This window comes from Streptomyces sp. NPDC055243 (assembly GCF_044544025.1).
Classification (GTDB): domain Bacteria; phylum Actinomycetota; class Actinomycetes; order Streptomycetales; family Streptomycetaceae; genus Streptomyces.
The window spans coordinates 74,733-92,749 of sequence record NZ_JBITWR010000019.1 but is presented as its reverse complement, the minus strand read 5'-3'; the positions used below and the strand labels follow the sequence as shown (position 1 = coordinate 92,749).

The window sequence follows — 18,017 nt, the reverse complement described above, 5'->3', positions numbered from 1 at the left end:
CCGAAGAGGGGACCGCAACAACCGTGTCGAACAAGCTTGCGCGGGGCATGGGCAGCTTCTTCAAGTCCTGCGAGTGCCGCCGTCCTTCCGGCTGCCCGCACCTCTACACGATCCGCTTCCGCAACTCCCGCGGCAGACAGGCCGAGGAGTCCGGCTTCCCCGACCAGGACGCGGCCATCGAACGCCTGATCGCGCTCTACACGGCCCGCAAAACCACTCCCCGGAGCATCGCCGAACAGAAGGAAACCCTCGGTGAGATGACCTTCGAGGAGTACGCGAAGGCATGGTTCGCCCGCAAGCGCGGCCTCACCGGCAGCACGAAGGCCGCGACCGAGTCCCGGATGCGCACCCACGCCTACCCCGAGATCGGCTCCCGGAAGATGCACACCTTCGACAGCTTCGTAGTTGAACGGTTCATCACCGCCATGGAACGCAGCAACGTCGGCGCCGCGACCCAGAAGCAAGTCTTCCTACGCGTGAAAGGCATCCTCAAAGACGCACACCGGCGCGGAATCATCGGCCTTGACCCGCTGCTCGATGTCAGCCCGCCGGAGTACCGCCCGGGTCCGACTGTGATCCCCTCCAAGGAACAGGTCGGTCTGCTGCGCGTGGCCCGTGACGACGACGCCTTCCGCCTCATCGTCGACCTCATGGCCGGCATGGGCCTGCGCAACGGCGAGGCCCTCGCCGTCAACGTGAACAACATGGTCGCCAATGACACCTACCGGGTGCACCAGCAGGTCCACGACCGGACCGTCACCCTGGAACCCCTCAAGCACAGGAAAACCGGCGAGTTCCGCGAAGTGCCCCTGCCCGCCTTCGTCCGAGAAAGCATCGAACGCTACGCCGCCACCCACGGAACCTTCCAAGGCGGCTACCTCCTCAAAACCATGCGCCCCAGCACCGGAAACGCCTTCCTCTCCCCCACCACCCTCCGAAGGTGGTGGACCAACCTCCAACAGCAGAAGCACGAACTCACCCCCCAAGGGATGACCATGTACAGCTTCCGCCACTACTTCGCCTCCAACGCCCTCGGACACGGCATCCCCATCACCGACGTCGCCGACTGGATGGGACACTCCGACATCAACATCACCTTCCGCACCTACCGCCACCTCCTCCCCGGATCCGTCTCCAAAGCCGCCACATTCCTCAACAACGGCCTCAACTTCAACACCACAACGGTAGAAGCACCCGAGCACGTCGCGGCGGCCTGACATCTCAGTCGATACGGCGCCCGTGCCCGATCTGCGACGGCCCCCTCGACCTCCACGGCGCAGCACCTACCGTCCACTACCCCAGGTGCGGCCGCACCTGGAGCGAGGCGCCGAGCTGAGGGTCACCCCGGGACGGCCACAGCAACTGCTTCAGGCCGTCCCCCAAGTCACGTGCAAGGTGCCCAGATTGAGCATGCTCGCAGCGCCCGCCATACGGAATTGCACGGCACCGTTGGGAGCCAAGTCCCCACCCGCGAGGACCCCAAATTTCGAGCCCCGATCGACGGCGGACCAACACGTTTAGGTCGCGCTCCACACAGATATCCTCCGCGGCCCTTGGTGTCAGTGCGGCGGGATACCGTCCTCATCACGCTGAGGGGAGGGGAGAACCATGGCGAGGAACGCCCGGGCCGAGCAGCTGCGGGAGTACGGCCGGTCCGTGCTGGAGGGGGCCCGATCGGAGCAAGTCCTGCGCATGGCACGACAGGTGAATGCCGTGTCGTACACGAGTGCGCGGGAGTACGCCGGCCGCTCCCTCTTCGAGCTGCTCCAGAACGGCTACGACGCGCATCCGAGGGACCGCCGCGACGGACGGGTCCACGTCCTGCTGGACGAAGCGGAAGGCGAGTGGGGGACGTTGTACGTCGCCAACGGCGGCACCCCCTTCACGTGGCAGAACGTCAAGCGGATCTGCGAGCTCGCCCAAAGCTCGAAGGAGGTCGGCGAGGGCATCGGGAACAAGGGCGTCGGCTTCCGCAGCATCCTGCTGATCAGCGATGCCCCCGAGATCTATAGCGCGGACCCCGACAGCCCGCTCGGTCCGGAAATGGACGGGTATTGCTTCCGCTTCGCGCAGAAGGCCGACGTGGAGGAGTTCCTCGCCGACGAGGACAACGCCCACGAGGTGGCCGACAAGTATCCGCCACTCCAGGCGCCCCTGCCGCTGGACGATGTGCCCGCGGCCTGTCGGCAGCTCGCCGTCCAGGGATACGTAACCATCGTCCGGCTGCCCCTGTTGAACGAGGCTGCCCGGGCCGAGGTGCGGCTGCGGATGCACGAACTCGCGGGGGCGAAGGTACCCGTCATGCTGTTCCTCGATCGGCTCGCTGGCCTGACGCTGGAACGTCGGACCGACGGTGGCGATGCAGGCGAGCTTGGCGACCGCCACGAGGCGTACCAGCGGCACGAGCTGACGCGCTCCGAGGAGCGCTTCCCGGTGGCGCAGGACGATGCCGAGCACGGGCCCGCCGTCTCCTTCGCGACCGTGGACCTGGGGCCGTCCGGCAGCTTTCTCATAGCCCGGGGCACCGTGGAGAAGGAACGGCTGAACAGCACGCTCGCAAAGGCCGTGAGTTCCGGCCTCCTCGACGACACGTGGCAGGAGTGGAAGCGATCCGCCGTCGTTGAGGTCGCACTCCCGCTGCCCGCCCCGCGCCGACCGCGACGCGGGCAGACCTACACCTTCCTGCCAATGGGCGAAAACCTGGCCGCGCCCTTCCCGGGCCACATGAACGCCCCGTTCTTCACCAAGTTCGACCGCACTGGGCTTCCCTCCGATAACCCCCTCAACGTGCTACTGCTCGACGCGGTCGCTGAGACCTGTCTGGCGGCCGCCGCGCTACTGCGTACCGCGCCCGAGCCCTCAATGCGGCAGCTGGCCGTGGACCTGGTGAGCTGGGAGACCGAGAAAGGCTCGACGGGGCGACTTCGCGCGGCTGCCCAGCGCGTGCACGGCAGCGATCTCGCCGACGTACCGATCGTGCCCGTCCTCACTACGGATAACGCCCCACCGGCGGCGAGCTGGGCCCCTCCCCAGGGCGCGGCCCTGTGGCCGGACCACGACCTGAGCGTCCTTACGACACACCGCGCGCACGAGGCCGGGATCGTGGTGGCGGACCCAGAGATCGGCGGCGACCGGCTGAAACGGCTGGCCACTCTGTGCAAGGCCCTCGCGTGCCCCTTGGAGCCGGGTCCGGAGACCCTCGTCGAGTATGTGGAGCGGATCATCGAGGGCCTCCCCCTCCCCCGGCCCGGTGAGTCCCCCGACGAGCAGTGGAGCGCGCTGTACGAGGATCTGGCCGACCTCTTCGAGGACGATGGGCGCGTCTTGCAGGGCAGGCAGTTGCTCCTCGCGGAGGACTGCACACTGCAGCACACCAACCGCCCCCTCGACAGGGCGGGTACGGGCACAAGTACACGTGCACAGGGCAAGACGAGCCGTCAGGTCGCCCGCGAGGCGTTCTTCCAGCCAGTACGTACGGAGGCGAACCAGACCGAGGCCCCATCCGTCCCCGCCCTGCTCGGCAAGCGGTTGTTCTCCCTGCACCCAGGGCTGGTCTGGAAGGACCGCAGCGAGCGTGCGCGCGGGCGGGCCGCCCGCTCCTTCCTCGAAGGGGAAGGGCTCGTCCGGCCGTACGACACGAGGGGCCTGCTGGACCACGTACGCCAGGCGCTCAGCACGAGCACCGATCTCCGGCTGCGGCTCCAGACCCTGCGATTCGTCTTCCGGCTGTGGCAGCCACGGCGTTCCCTGGGCGGAACGGAGACCTCCTCGCTCGGACTGTACGTACCGTCGGTGGACGGCCGTCTGATCGCAGCGAGCGACGCCGTCTTCGGCCGGGGCTGGGGCCGCGCGTCCGTCGGTGAGGACCTGGCGGCAGTGGTCACCGCCGGAGCGGACGTGTCGAAGAGCCTCAAGGCGATCGCCGGGCGCCTCCTCGCTGCGCCCGAGGAGTTCGCCAAGCGAGGCGAGACTGAGGAGTGGAAGGCATTCCTGCTGGAGGCAGGCGTAGCCGACGGACTGGTCCCGGTCAGGTCCCGAGAGGCATTGAGTCGGGTAGAGCAAGGCCACAACCTCACCGCTCGGCGGATTGTCCGCATGGCGAAGGTGTCTGCTGTGGTGCAGGCCCAGTGGGAGCCGTACGTCCGCGACTGGTCCCGTGCCTGCTACCCCCGGACGCCGTACCGGGGGACCCCCGCCTGGCGCCTCCCCGGCCAGGACGTCGTCGGACGCCTCGGCCAGGAGGCCCAGCTAGCGTACGCACGGCTCATCCTGCACGGCTTGGCTATCTGGGACGACACGAAATTCACCAGCGTCTGGACCAGTGCTGGCAGCCAGAGTTCCCGGGACACGGAACGGGTTCCGACCCCGCTTGGCGCCTTTGTGCGGGAACAGCCGTGGCTCCCGGTGCGGGGCCGCGACCGGGCCGTCCGGTTCGTCCGGCCGGCTGACGCCTGGCACTGCCCGCCCGGGCTGGAGGAGGAGCCCTCGTACGCGCCGACCGTCGACCATAGGCTGCGTCACCTCCTGGAACGCGGGAAAGCGGGCGACCGCCTGCGGGAGATGCGGCTGCCGACCTGGGATGATCCCCGGGACAGCGACCGCCTCATCGCCGCGCTGGGTCGTCTAGCGACGGAGGGCACGCTGGGGGCCGAGGACCGGCCCGCCGCGCAACGCGCCAACGAACGCGCCTGGAGGCACCTCGTACGGCGACCCAATCCCGCACTGCCCGCGGGCGCCAGTCTGCTCGCCGAGTGCGGGAACCTGCTGATCGGCGTACCGCTGTCCGCACTGGTCGGCGGGGAGAACGACGGTGATGCCGAGACCCTTCTCTACGTCAGCGGTGAACGCGACAGTCTGACGGCTCTGCTGGTACGGGAGATGGAACGCCCCCAGCTCACCCTTCCCGGTGTCTCGACGAAGGCCGCTGAACTGCTGGCGGCCGAACACCCCGCCACCGTCCGACACACCGACGACCTGACGTTCACGGTGACCGTGGACGGCACACTGGTGGACCCTGCGGCCATGGGAGAGGCCCTGGTCCAGCAGTTGCCCTGGCTCACGCTGGCCGTGGGTGTCCTCTCCGACCACCTGGCCCGCGGTCCCAGGGCGAGCGAGGCCGAGCTGAGCGAGCTGACGTCCCTCGTCCGGAGCGTGCGTCTGCACCGCTACCGCTCATGGGACATCGAACTCGACGGTCGCCCCGTGACGTTGCCGGGCCGCCTCGGCGGAGTGCTGCCGCTGCCCGATCCGAAGTATCCGCTCGTCCTCGCCCCGGCAGGCGAGCCGGGCTGGCCCGAGACCACCCGCATCGTGGTGGCGGTAGCCGAGCTGCTGGGACGGCGAGAGTTCGGCGACCGGTTGCGCCTCGCCGCCCACCAGCTCGCCTCCCGCCACGCCGACCTGCGCGATCCGGCTCAGGATGAACTCGCCGACGCCCTGGAAGTCACGGCCCACCAGGTCGAGGAGACAGGCCGCCGGATCGACGGGGCCATCGGCGTGGTCCTGGAGCGCTGCTGGCCTTTCCTCGTCCACCTGCTCGGCACGGAGATTGCGAACTCACTCCTCCTGCCGCCTCCGAGCGACCCCCAGGAGTTCCAGGCTCACCTTGAGCAGCACGCCGCCGAGCTCCCGGTCCCCGTATCCGAGTTCATCGCCAAGGCCCGGGCGGCCCGCCGTACGGACGAACTGCGGCGCGACCTGGGCATCGGATTCGCCGAACTCAACGACACTCTGCGCGCGATGAGCCCGCCCCAGGAACCGGTCAGCCACGCCGACGAGCACGAAGAGGCGCTCCGCACCTACCTGGATCTGCACAAGAAAGACCTTGTCAACCGGTTGCGCTGGGCGGTGCTGGAGGACTTCGACGCGCGCCGCCCGATGCCCGACTGGCCCTCGGTCCGGGCCCTGGGCTGGATCACCGCGCCGGAGGCATGGGAGTACACCCTGGACGTGGCCGACACAGGGAGCCTGGAAGCACTCGTGGAGGAGCAGCTGGCGCTGCGCCTGGGTCGGCCGGTGCCGTTGCCCCGGTCGGGCGAACGCCTGCCCGCCCCAGACCAGGTACGCGGCGCGAACCATCGTACGATCACCGGCCTGGCCCCCGAACTCGCTGTCCTGGTAAGGGCTGCCGGACATCCATTGCCCGCGGCCCTGACCGGATCCGAGCCCGCCGAGGAGGTCACTGCACGGCTGGAGGCCGCGGGCGCGCTGGACTTCCGTCCCCTGTCCCCCACCGACGTCGTCGGCTGGCTGGCGGCCCTCGGCCAGTGGCCTGACGGGATGGCAGTGGCGACGGAACTCCAACTGCACGGGCTGTCCGAGGCCGACCTGGAACGGGTGCGCAACGCTGCGGAACACGAGCGTCGGGAACGGGAACGCAAGAAACGTTCGGTCTTCGTCGGAGGCCGCGCCTTCGACGTGTACTCCGGCGACTTCACCGCCCTCACCCGCGAACTCGACCGGGTTCTGCAGAGCGGCTCGGCACCGGGTATAACCGCCGCCGGGTCGCTCCGCTTCACAGACCCCCGCCCCCAGACCGGGCCCGCCCAGGCCACCGGTCGCACTCGCGGATGGCGCTACGCGGGCGGCACGGACAACGGGCTGACCACAGCCCAGCGGGAGGCCATCGGGTACGTGGGCGAGTGGTACGCGTACCAGTGGCTGTGTGTGCGCTACCCGGACAGCATGGACGAGACCGGATGGGTGTCGGGTAACCGCCGCAAAGCCTTCCCCGGCCCGTCCGGAGACGACGGCCTCGGCTTCGACTTCCGAGTCGGCTCCGGCAGCCGACCTTACCTCTACGAGGTTAAGGCGACCGGGGGCGAAGGCGGCCGCTTTGAGCTGGGAGAGAGCGAGGTCCGCGCGGCCCGCCAGCACGCGGGGAACGACCGCTGGCGCCTCCTGGTGGTCACACACGCCCTCACCCCTCACAAGGTGGCCGTCCAGATGCTCCCCAACCCCTACGGAAAGCGCGGGCAGGGCCGCTACCGGGAGGAGGGCGGGGCACTGCGCTTCTCGTACGTGCTCTGATCTTGACTTTCAACCCCGGCCAAAATGAGCCGGGGCCACAGGGCCTGATCAAGTTCCCGAGTCGTGTGGCTGGACCGGGGCGAAATGAAGGAAGAGGTCTCGTTGCTCTTGTCCGCGATCTGCCGCTGCCCGAGGACGGTGCCCGCGTGGTCCATGGCGGCCAGGAGCCACACGGACTTGCGGCGGGGAACGCGGGATCCGCGCAGGACCTTCCCGTCCACCGCCACGACCCTCGACCGTGTCCCGGCTCGGCGGGATCGTCGGTGGGACGTATCCCACTGGTTCTACAGCAAGACAGAGTACTGTACATACCAGGGCAATCTCACCACCATGGGAAACGCGCTGTATCGGGGTCTTGCCGCCGACAGTGGTACGTCAACAGCGGATAGCACGCCCCGGAGGTGGAGGCTGAGGCAAGCTGACGCCATCAAGCAACTTGGTAGACGCCATGACGACTCTGGTCCGCAGCTCAAACACACGCTGAACTGCGGACCATGGCTTACGCCGCAGCCATATACGCGGCGGATACCTCTACTGCTCGAACCCAGGCTACGGCGTCCCGCCGGCCCGCTGTCAGATTGGACGCCCCCGTCGCAGATCCGAGTCGCGACAGCGGCTACGACCACGACGTCTATCGCGACCAGGTCCGCGCCCGAGACATCGTTCCCGCCATCGCCCGCCGCGGAACCCTGCACGGCACCGGCCTGGGCATCTACCGGTGGATGGTCGAGCGCATCCGGGCCACCACGCCGCCCAAGTGGCCGTGGTGTTACGCCCTTCCAATCACTCCCCCGGCATCCTCACTCTCCTCGAACTCGTCGTTCTCCATCTCCACATCGTCGGCCATGACCACCGGATCACTGCTGGCGTCGGACAGCTCCAGGCCGAGCCACCCTTTGAGCCGTGTGTAGGCCAGACTTAGAAGGACGTCAGCACGCTGATCCATGAACGTCGGATTTAGCTCGTCCTCACGCCGGCCCAGTGCTCGCAGGTGCGGGAGGTAGCGCGACAGGGACGCTAGATCTTCAGTCGACTGCGCGAAAGTCAAGCCAGAACTGGTAAGAATCGACCTGGCGTCGTCGGCCGTCGGGGCACCGAGCGCCGCATACAGGACCTTCTTCTCGGTCCAAGGCCGCGAGCTGAGGGACGTGTTGGCAGCTCCTGGCGCCAGGACCAGATTGCCCAGCTTATGCACGGTCTCCTTCTCGCTATAGAACTCCTCATCCCACCCACCCGTGGCCTGCTGTGGTGCGATGTGTTCGATCGTGAGGTGTGTCTCGTCCTCCCAACCGTCCGAGGTGAAGCAGGAGGCGACCCCTGTCTTGCCTTGGATGATCAGTCCTGGATTCTCCGGATCTTCGATTGTGTCGTGATATGCAGCCAGAAGAAGGAAACGAGCCAGCGGGCGGCTAATTTTGTACAGTGGCAGTGCGGAAGCTGCTGCCACGAACGACGCCAAGTTTGGGACGCCACCCTTATGGCCCGACAAACGCGCCGCAAGTTCCTTCTTCAGCGCCTCAGCGTCGACGATCGGATCAAGCTTCGATTCACCGGGCACCGCCCACTGCCGAGCGAGCGGCCCAATGCACGTGAGCGAGTCCCCGGCCATGACAGCCCTGTACTCGCTGTCGATGTTGCCCGTGCTGCGACGAGTTGCTCGCCAGAAGACCGTGAAGGCAGTGATTGCCTTGATCGCCGTCTCGAACTCGGCGATGCGCTTGGTCCTCGCCTCCCCTTCGTCCGCGTGGACAGCCTCGGAGTAGAAGCGCACGAGCGGTGCGATGACAATGGTGTGATTGAGCGAATTGAGGAAAGTCAGACACAACTTCACGGTGTCCGTCATAGCGGTCGCTTCTAGCCCAGGTAGCATGCGAGGAGAGTTAGCCACGGGCTCCCATGCATTCCCGACAAAGGCCGCCGTGTCACGTAGGTGGCGCAAGTACGCGCTCCGATCACCTGCCGAGTCCTTGTAGCGCTCAAAGGTATCGCGCATGTAGACCCGTTGATCCGGAAGGCGCTTGGAGAGCTTCTTCCCAGTCTCTCCCAACGCGAAAGTGACCAGCAGGTCTCGAGTCGCGTTCTGAAGCTTGTCTCCGACACCGAAATGGTCGAGGTAGCCCTGAACCGATTTCATATGCGCGTATGCGCCCGATTCCTGGTAGCCCTCAAGTTTCTCTGCCATAACCACCCGAGGAAGGAAGGTCTCGAAGGCGGTCAGAGGCTCGCCCGTGGTGTTCAACGACTCGAAGATCGTGAAGGCATAGTCCTCGTCCTTGCCTTGCACGACCGTCAGAGCGATGCGGTTCAAACCATAGGCAGCGAACATGACGAGTCGCATCAGCTCAGCCTCGGGCTCGTCCTGCAACTGCCCCAGCCAAGTACAGAGCTCGGGGTCGAGTTCATGGTTGAAGAGCGCGCGCTGGAACTCGATGCCAGTAGCAAGGGTAGCTAGCGGCGTCAAATCCTCCAGCTCCTCGATAGACTTCCGCTCCGACAGCTTGGTCAACGCCGTACGAATCTCGTTGAACCTCTTGATGAGATCGCCTTCGCCTTCGCCCGCCTTCTCTCGCGCCTTCGGCCTGAAGTCCGTCGGCTTAGCATCTGCCGACTCGCCTTCGGCTTGCACCGAGTACGTGTAGATAAGGTTGGCGATCGGCGACTCATACTTCTTATGCTTCTCGTCCCTGGCCCACTGATCCAGGAAGGCTCGAATGAGGCGCGGATAGATCGGCGTAGTTCCGAAGTTCTTTCGCTCGTAGAACGCCGCTCCCAGCATCTGCAGGATGTTGATCGTTTCTGAATAGAGTTGAATCCGAGCAGTATCGGCCGGATCCGGCTCCTTACCCTTGAATACCTTCCACGCACGCTGACGAATGAGGTTGTGCAGGCCGACAAGCAGGATAAGAAGGCTCGACAAACGCTGCTGCCCATCGATCACGGTAAGGACCTTGGATGGGACCTCCGGCTTGACGATTGGATTCACCGTGACGTGGTTGACGTCATGAATAGTGATGACAGTTCCCAAGAAGGTGAAGCTGTCCGGCGCCTCGCCCAGATTCTTGAGGCCATGCAGCGTGTCGTCGAGCAATTTCTCGACCTTGTCTTTACCCCAGCCGTACGGACGCTGGTAGGGAGGTAGGTAGAGGCCCAGGCCGTTGTCAGACAGCAGCTCGCGGAGACTCTTGCTCTGCGCCTCGAATATTTCCTTGGCCTGCGTAGGCATACATGATCCCTTTCCGTTCAGCAGGTTTATTCAGATCAGATGCGGCATCACCTTGGAAGGACCTGCAACCTAAATTTCGGCCCAAATTTGATGTCGCGAAGCACGATGACAGTACCGAGGAAATAGACCGATCCCTCAAACTCGGCATGCTATTCAAGGCCGTGCGCGACGCCACCGAGAAGGCGTCTGATCTCGGGCAGCTCCAGCCGCATGCGCACTGATACAAGGGAATCCAGGGCCCCTGACCGGGCTCGCTGAGGAACTGAGAAGCTGACATCCGCGCCGCATCGTAAAGCCGCGAGTTTCCATATTCCCGGTTTCTCTCCGTCACCGTTCTACACCTGTGAGCGAGTCGTCACTCATAGTGGCACATGAGTGGTCGGTACAGGAAGCAGGAGCCCCATGCGCCCATCATGCTCCACATGTGACGTCGCGTCACTCCATCGCAGAGGAACTCGACTTGCCGTGGGCGAGTGCGCCGCGCCCCTTCGAGAGGCCAGGGACAGAGTCTGGGCGAGGTTACAACTGCAAGCGGGACAAGCTTGATTGGAAGTCGGGAAAGCAAAAGCGGCCCCAGATCGAGCTGCTGGGGCCGCTGTGTGTGGTTGCGCGTCAGAGGTGGCAGACGGAGCAGCCGGCCTCGTCGTCGTCGGAGTCGAGAGCGTCGGAAAGAACCTCCAGCAGGGGGCGGTTGGGCTTGATGCGCTTGGCTGCGCGCTCAAGGGCTGCCTCGTGCTTGGCCTCGATCTCGTCCTTGCGCTCTATGAGCTCCGGAAGGGACTCGCCCTGTGACCAGGTGTAGTTGCGGCCCTTCATGGCGGTATGCCGGTACCGGACCTTGTCCTCGTACTCCACGGCCTTCGCATACAGGTCGGGGTGGCGTTCCTTGAGGCCGACCCACTCGTGCTTGCGCTGGAAGAAGCAGAAGTAGCATCCCGAGCGAGTGCGCCACTCGTAGTAGCCGGGCAGGCCGATGCCTGCCTCGTCGAGGATGCGCATGACGCCTTCCTTGTCGACGCCTTCCTCTCGGAAAGGAAAGACGGCATCGATGTTCGGCTTGGTGCTGACATAGCCGATGCGGTTCTCGTCGGCCCGGATGGCGACGTAGGAGATGACCTTGTCGTCGCCGACCCAGTCTTCCAGGGGCTTGATCTTGAGGTTCTTGGTGCACCAGCGCATCTGAGGGCTGGGGAGGGTGCCCTGGTAGACCTCCATCCAATGGTCGAAGTCGCGGTCGGCGTTCAGTCGCACGATGGACTTGCCGAGGGCAGCCTCAAGACGGTTGAGGTACTCGTACGTTTCCGGGAGTTCGGCACCGGTGTCACAGAAGAAGTACTCCATCTCCGGGACTCGGTTGCGCATATAGACGGCGAGCGCTGAGGAGTCCTTGCCGCCGGAGATACCGAGAACGTGCCGGACCTTCTGGGTGTCGGCTTCGTCGGTCATCCGTGTGCCTTCCTTTCACTCGCCGCTGTCGCGGCATCGGTCACGCGCTGGGCGAGGGCCGCGAGCAGGATCCTCGCTCCGTCGGGCCCGAGGGCCTTCTCGGCCTGCTTCAGGACGTCGGTGGCAAGGCTGCTGGCCTCACTGCGAGCCTGTTCCGGCACGTAGATCAGGGTGCGTTGTTCCACGCCAGCGCTGTCAGTCAAGGTCAACAACTGAGCGTCGAGTTTCTCTTCCCGGCCGCGGGCCTCGTTCCCGGCGTGGTGCAGGTGCCCGACTCGGTCAAGGGCCGCAGCCATGGATCGGGCCTTCTGCGGGAAGACCTTGGCTTCGCGGTCGTCCCAGTCGCCGAGGGCGGAGTTGGTCAGGCGTACGACGATGGGCTCGAGCCAGTCTTCATCCTCGATGCTGTCGCTGAGGGCAAAGTCGACAAAGCCGCGCAGTTCTGGAGTCAGTACTGCACCGGAGAAGCCTCGCAGCCGGGCAGCGAGTTGTGCGCGCAGCTCCGTAAGTTCGGCCGGCAGGCGGAACTCCTGCGCAAGGACGCTCACGACGCTGGCCCGCAGCTGGCTGTCGATGGCCACGAGTTCGTCAGCTGCCACGGTGAGTCGTTCGACGTAGGTGTTCGCCGCCTCCGCGTTGATGCGCGTACGTGCGGGAACCTCGGGCAAGCCGAGCGCCTTTGGCAGCGCATGGAAGATCAGATCGTCAGGATCCAGCGCTCCGGCAATCGCCGTGCGCACGGTGCGGGCATCAGCGGAGATGCTCTTAGTGGTGCGGGCGTACTTGTGCAGGTCGGCCACACGCACAATCAGGGCGCTGGCCACGGAGAGGAGGTCGGGGTTACGCAGGGCCCTGGAGCGCGGTGCCTCCACGCCGAGCGAGACCATCAGCTTCTTGATGATGCTGCCGCGCTGGCCGTCTCCGGCCGGCGTGTACTTCACCGAGAAGCGTCCCGGGCCCTTGACGAGCCGCTCGACCACATCGATGGTCAGCCGGGGCAGGTAGGTGCCTTCCTCGAACAGGGCGATGTCGTGGCGGCGGATGACCAGGGCGGGGATCAGGAAGACCGGGACCACGCCGGCCTTGAGCCCGAACGGCGGGCTCATCAGGACACGGATGACCTCCTCGACAGTGACTCGCTCTGTGGCACTGGTCAGTACCTCGTTGAGGGCGTTCCAGGCGGGCTGGGCGTGCTCGTGCCCCTCGCCAGGCGGGGAGAAGCCGTACGGAAGCAGGCTCTCTTGCTGGCTCTCGGCCTGGGCTACCCCGTTTTCGCGGTGCAGGCCGAGGTAGGCCAGGACACCGCTGTAGATGGCTCGTTCGGCCTTGTACCCAACGAGACCGAGGTTCTCCTCGCCCGAGGCAGAAAGCATGGCCGTCAGCAGTACGCCGCGGGCCTGGGCCGCCTGGCTGGTCAGGACGTGGCGGCCAAGCATCTCGTTGCGGATGTGTGGAGTGTGCGGGTACACCGACTCGCAGGCGAGGGAGACCAGGCCGCTCAGGCTGCGAGCCGTCAGACCGGAGGCAGCGGGTTCTTCACCGGGGGCGATCCCGGTGTGCCACAGGCTCCAGGACGCTTCGGAGGACGGCGGGTAGAAGGCGTCCTGCAGGAGCTCGAGCAGCTCGGCTTCCGCCTGCACGAGCCGCTCGATGACTTCCCGCCGGGCGACGTGGTCGATGTCCTGCTGGGTGCTGAGTTCCTTCAGCGCGACGAGGTAGGTGGCCGTAGTGAGTACCTCGTCGGGGCTGGGGGTAGTGCCGACGAGGACCGGCAGCGGCGAGTGGACATTGGGCCGGTCAGCGTCTGTGCCGAGGTGGAAGACGACGAGGCCGTCGGCAGGCTCCTTCAGCTCGTCCGGGGCGGCGACGGACTTGGTCTCCGGGCCGCTGACCGCGGTGTAGAACACGCGCATCATGCCGGTGACCTGGCTGTGGCGGCCGGCCACGAATGCCTGCGGGACGAGGCTGCCGAGCCGGTTGATGACCGAGGCGTCATCGAAGCGGCTGACGATTTCCTTGAGCCGGCCGTCGATGTCGACATCGGTGCCCTGCCAGACCCGGTATTCACCGCTGAACTCACGGTGGACCACAAAGCCCCGACGGACGAGGTCGGCGAGCCGCTCTTCGAGCGCCGTGAAGGCGTCGGGGTCAGCAACGTCGGTGGGGTCGTGAAGCGCGAAGTGAATCATCGGTGCGGTGGCGCTGAGCGCCCCGTCGGAGTCGATCAGGTTGAGGACGCCGATGGTCTTCAGCACGTCCTGGTCGGCATCCGGGAGACCGTTGGCGTCCCGGATACGCGAGTCGACCTCGATCCACCGGCTCGCATTGGCGGAGGCGAGGAGGGTGGTGCGCCCGGAGTTGAGGAAATAGTCGTACAGCTGTGGCAGTCGCACCGTGCTGGCACGGTCGGCCTTCTGGGTGCTGTGCCGGGACAGCGAGTGTCGGACGGTGTTGGGCTCGCCACTGTTGAGGAAACCCGACAGGCTGCGGTCGTGCTGGCCGATCTGAGCGGCAAGGGTCGGGGCGGCCAGGGCGGTGATCGGGTGCAGCGGGTAGAGGTCCGCGAAGTGGTCAGGGCCGAGTTCGGCCAGCACGCCGAGCCCGTGCTGCGTCCAGATGTCCGCGGACGCCTCGGCCGACGCGGCGATCAGTTCCTGCCCCGCCGAGTTGACGGCCGAGCGGGCGAGGCGGCGGCGCAGCAGGTGCAGGGAGTCGCCGTGGTGGGGGACGAAGGTGATGTCTTCGAAACGCCCCTGGATCTTGGCCCATTCTCGGGTCTTGAGTTCGCTGGACCGTGAGGCGTAGTCCATGAACGACAGATGCTGCAGGGTCATCAGGTAGACGGGCAGCCCGTTGGGGCCAGCCGCCTTCTCGGCGAGTTCCTGCAGCAGGAACAGGTCGTGTTGGGCGTCGGCGAACTCGTTGTGACCGGCGAGGTGTTCCAGCGTCTTGCCGAACTCGTCGATGACGAGGAGCAGAGGCTGACCGTCAGCGGTCAGAGCCGTGACGGCGGCGAGAATCTCCTCGGCCCCGGCGCGGTCCGCGTCGGCGCACGCCGCCAGGGCGGAAGCGATGGCTTTCGGGACACGCTTGCCCCAGCGCCGCGCCGCCGCGGTGTGGAGGGCGCGGGAGAGCGTGGCGACGACGGATTCGCGACGCGCGGTGGCCACGCCGCCGAGGAATCCCTCGGGAGCGATGGCGTCGCGCGCTGCGACAAGGCGCTGCGCGAGAGCGGGGCTGGCCTCTTCGAGGATGCGCTCGGCCTCGCTGCGCCGACTGGCATCCCGCCCTAGCAGAGCGTCGACGATGTTGGACAGGGTGGACTTGCCGGAGCCGTATGGGCCGGTGAACGACCAGGCGCGGGTGCGGCGTTGGTCTGCCACGGCGCTCGCGATGCGCTCCAGAACATCGACGGCCCGGGCGCCGACGTAGGGGTCGTGCAGGGCGTCCTCGACATCGCGCTCGAGATTGGTCGAGCGCATCTGGGAGCCGACAAGTTCGATGCCGGCGGGGAACTGCGGGGCGGAGCTCGCCGGGCTGTTCGGGGTCCGCGTGGGGGTTGCGGTGGTCACGCGGTCTCCTCAGCAAAAAGCATCTCGGTGGTATCGGCCGTGTCTGCTGCGTCCGTGGCCTTCGTGGCAAGTTCCTTCTGCTCGGCCTCAGCGAGCTTGGGAAACTTGGCAGCCCACTCCTCGCGGGTGGGGAAGCCGGGTCGGCGGGTGACGAAGTCGTACTGCTCGTCCAGCACTTCCCAGGCCAGCTCGAAAGGGTCGGCCGTGAAGGCGAGGCTGCGCTGTCCCACGGCCTCGGTCAGGTTGAGCTGCGGGTGGTCCGCGGCGATCTTCTGCAGCGCCATGACGATCTCGTTCTCCCGAACACGGAAGGCGCGCCCCGGGGAGCCCGGCTCGTTGGCAAGGCGGGCCACAGAGATCGAATTGGCCTGGCGCGAGAACTTGGCGGCGTAGTCGAGGCAGGCGTAGGCCAGAACCCGGGCGGGCAGCGAGGTGCGGTGCCCGCTGGTGAACTGCCACTCGGGCTTGCCACGCGTCCCGACAAAGGTGAGCAGGTCAAGGTCACGGAAGGGGCAGGCAAGCAGGTCCTCGTAGCTGCCCGGCGAGCCGGCCTTCTCCGGGGCACTGCGCGCATACATCTTGGTGATGCAGTCGATGTCCCGGACGATTGACGCCTCTTCCGGGCTCTTGTCGTAGGAGAAGTTCACATGCCGGGTGACCACCTGCGTCATGTCCGCGGTCGTAAACCGGGAGAACGGCGCCAGGTGGAAGGCCGTGTACCAGGCCGGAGCGTGGCTCTTGGCCCCGGGGCGGGAAGAGACCAGCCACCAGTGCAGCAGCCACAGGCTGCCGTTCTCCTCCAGATACGGGTCCGCTCCGTCCTCGTCCAGAAGCCAGCGGGCCTCCCAAGTGGGATAGGAGAACTTGGCCTGCGTGCGCTGCGCGGGCGAGTGCTCTCGAGTCAGCTTGAACGCACGCGACCAGTAGCGCATGGCGTTGACCATGTTCTTGCCCACACCGAACAACACCGGCGCATCGTCCGCAAGGAACGCACCCTGGTCGCGTTTGACCTGCATGTACGCCTTGTGCAGCCAGCCGAAGCGGGGCGCGAACGTTTCGTGTCGCGCGAAGGCAAAATGGGCGGCTTCCCCGAGCCGGCTGTCTGACATTCAAGACCTCTCTGTGTCCAACGCGATTGCTCTAACGAGGTGGTAAACGGGATAACGGTCAGCGGCGACCATGGGCTTCGGCCAGCGCCGCACGAACCTGCGTCACGGCGCGTTTGACGGCGTGCGCGGCATGCTCAATCTCGGCATGCGTGGTGGCGTAGCCGAGCGAGAAGCGGATCGTGCTGTCGGCGTCTTCCCGGGACAGACCCATCGCCAGGAGCACGTGGCTCGGCGTCGGAGCGCCGGACGCGCAAGCACTGCCCTCCGAGGCAGCGACGTCGGGCATGGCCGCCAGGACCGCATCCGCCGGCACACCCAGGAAGGTGATACTCGTGACGCCCGGCAGGCGCTGATCGCGTCGACCATTAATACGACAGCCTGGCAAGCCATCGGTCACGAGGTTCTCGAGGCGGTCGCGCAGGGCCGCGATCCGCTCGACCTCCTCGCTGAGACCACGGCGCGCGGCTTCAGCCGCTGCCCCCATGCCGATGATCCCGGCCACGTTCAGCGTTCCTGCGCGCCAGCCTCGCTCCTGCCCCCCGCCCACGAGCAGTGGCCGGTGCGGAAGTGGGGAGCCACGCCTCACATACAGGGCGCCGGCTCCCTGCGGGCCGCCGAACTTGTGGGCCGACAGCGACAGAAGGTCGACGTCGAGTTCAGTAACGTCAACGGGGAGGCGGCCGATGATCTGTGTGGCGTCCGTGTGGACGAGGGCGCCGGCTTCCCGGGCCGCCTTGGCGGCGACGCGGAGGTCGGTGAGGACGCCGGTCTCGTTGTTGCCTGCCATCAGAGAGACGACACCCCCACGGCGTTCCGCAAAGACCTGCTCCAGAGCGTCGAGATCCACCAGGCCGTCGGCGCTGACAGGTAGCAGTACAAGATCGTCGTGGTTCTCGGTGGTGACCGTTCGGGCCGTTTCCAGGACGGCCGGATGCTCAACAGGGGTCGTGACCAAGGGGTTTCCGGCGATGTACGCGGCGCGAAGGGCTAGATTGTTCGCCTCAGTCGCGCCGGACGTGAAGATGATCTCGCCGGGTGAGCAGCCTAGGAGGTCAGCGAGCTGCCGACGGGCGATGTCGACCCGGTGAGCCGCCTGCCGTCCCGGTTGATGCAGGCTTGAGGCGTTCCCGACCGACTGCATGGCCTCAAGGACCGCGGCGAGGGCTTCGGGGCGAATCGGGGCGGTGGCATTGTAGTCAAGGTAGGACGTATCCGCCCCATACGGCCCATTCGTCATCTGCCACCCCTCCTCGCTCGTGTCGCACACCAATGTACTGCTGGTGGAAAGCTTCCTCCGCATCCGGGGTTCCACCAGGAGCTCGCCGCGATCCTAGCCGCGAGCCGAGATCCACTCTTTGAATCACTCGAACGCGGGGTGTCGCGACCACCTATCGAATGAATGTTCTACACGGGGGCGCCATGCGTGCAAGTCGCATGCATCAAGATCCGTACCACGACCCGCCGAGTCGGCTGGCGAGACCAAATGTCCTTCCTGTGTGGGCTTTTCGCCTGATGGTGCCCCTGTTGTCAGTGGCCCCGTCTAGGCTGATCCGAACGCTGCAGCGTTGCAGTAACTGCGCACGTTGGGGCGGTGTTTGGCGTGCTCGAACTAGGGATGGAATTCATGACGACAGCTGT

At 66.2% G+C, this 18,017-nt stretch carries 7 protein-coding genes and 1 pseudogene; 3 read left to right on the top strand and 5 right to left on the bottom strand.

From position 1 onward, the window contains the following. Positions 1–23: 23 nt before the first annotated feature. From ACIGXX_RS37520 to ACIGXX_RS37510, 3 genes and pseudogenes are all read left to right on the top strand, one after another. Positions 24–1,217: a tyrosine-type recombinase/integrase gene (locus ACIGXX_RS37520; protein WP_399982676.1), complete on the top strand. Its 1,194-nt coding sequence runs from the start codon at positions 24–26 to the stop codon at positions 1,215–1,217. 391 nt (positions 1,218–1,608) lie between these two features. Continuing rightward, on the top strand, positions 1,609–7,029 hold the full coding sequence (locus ACIGXX_RS37515) for a sacsin N-terminal ATP-binding-like domain-containing protein (protein ID WP_399982673.1): 5,421 nt from the start codon (positions 1,609–1,611) through the stop codon (positions 7,027–7,029). A 556-nt stretch (positions 7,030–7,585) separates the two neighbouring features. Continuing rightward, positions 7,586–7,763 (top strand): annotated as a pseudogene (locus tag ACIGXX_RS37510) (IS5/IS1182 family transposase); the annotation flags it as partial. Between the two features lie 35 nt (positions 7,764–7,798). Here the strand turns inward: ACIGXX_RS37510 and ACIGXX_RS37505 are convergent. The 5 genes from ACIGXX_RS37505 to ACIGXX_RS37485 form a co-directional block, all read right to left on the bottom strand. Next, entirely contained in the window at positions 7,799–10,252 is a 2,454-nt protein-coding gene (locus tag ACIGXX_RS37505; RefSeq protein WP_399982670.1) for a DUF262 domain-containing protein, read from the bottom strand. Between the two features lie 612 nt (positions 10,253–10,864). Then, positions 10,865–11,698 (bottom strand): phosphoadenosine phosphosulfate reductase family protein, encoded by an 834-nt coding sequence (locus tag ACIGXX_RS37500; protein WP_399982667.1) that lies wholly within the window; start codon positions 11,696–11,698, stop codon positions 10,865–10,867. Beyond that, positions 11,695–15,270 carry an ATP-binding protein gene (locus ACIGXX_RS37495; RefSeq protein WP_399982664.1) on the bottom strand — a complete coding sequence of 1,192 codons (3,576 nt, stop codon included), beginning with the start codon at positions 15,268–15,270 and terminating at the stop codon, positions 11,695–11,697. The genes ACIGXX_RS37500 and ACIGXX_RS37495 overlap by 4 nt, the downstream gene beginning before the upstream one ends. After that, a complete protein-coding gene (locus ACIGXX_RS37490; protein WP_399982661.1) occupies positions 15,267–16,379 on the bottom strand; it encodes a DUF4007 family protein in 1,113 nt (370 codons plus the stop codon). Before ACIGXX_RS37490 ends, ACIGXX_RS37495 begins: the two co-directional genes overlap by 4 nt. Positions 16,380–16,437: 58 nt before the next feature. Next, entirely contained in the window at positions 16,438–17,616 is a 1,179-nt protein-coding gene (locus ACIGXX_RS37485; RefSeq protein ID WP_399982658.1) for a cysteine desulfurase family protein, read from the bottom strand. Positions 17,617–18,017: the final 401 nt, after the last annotated feature.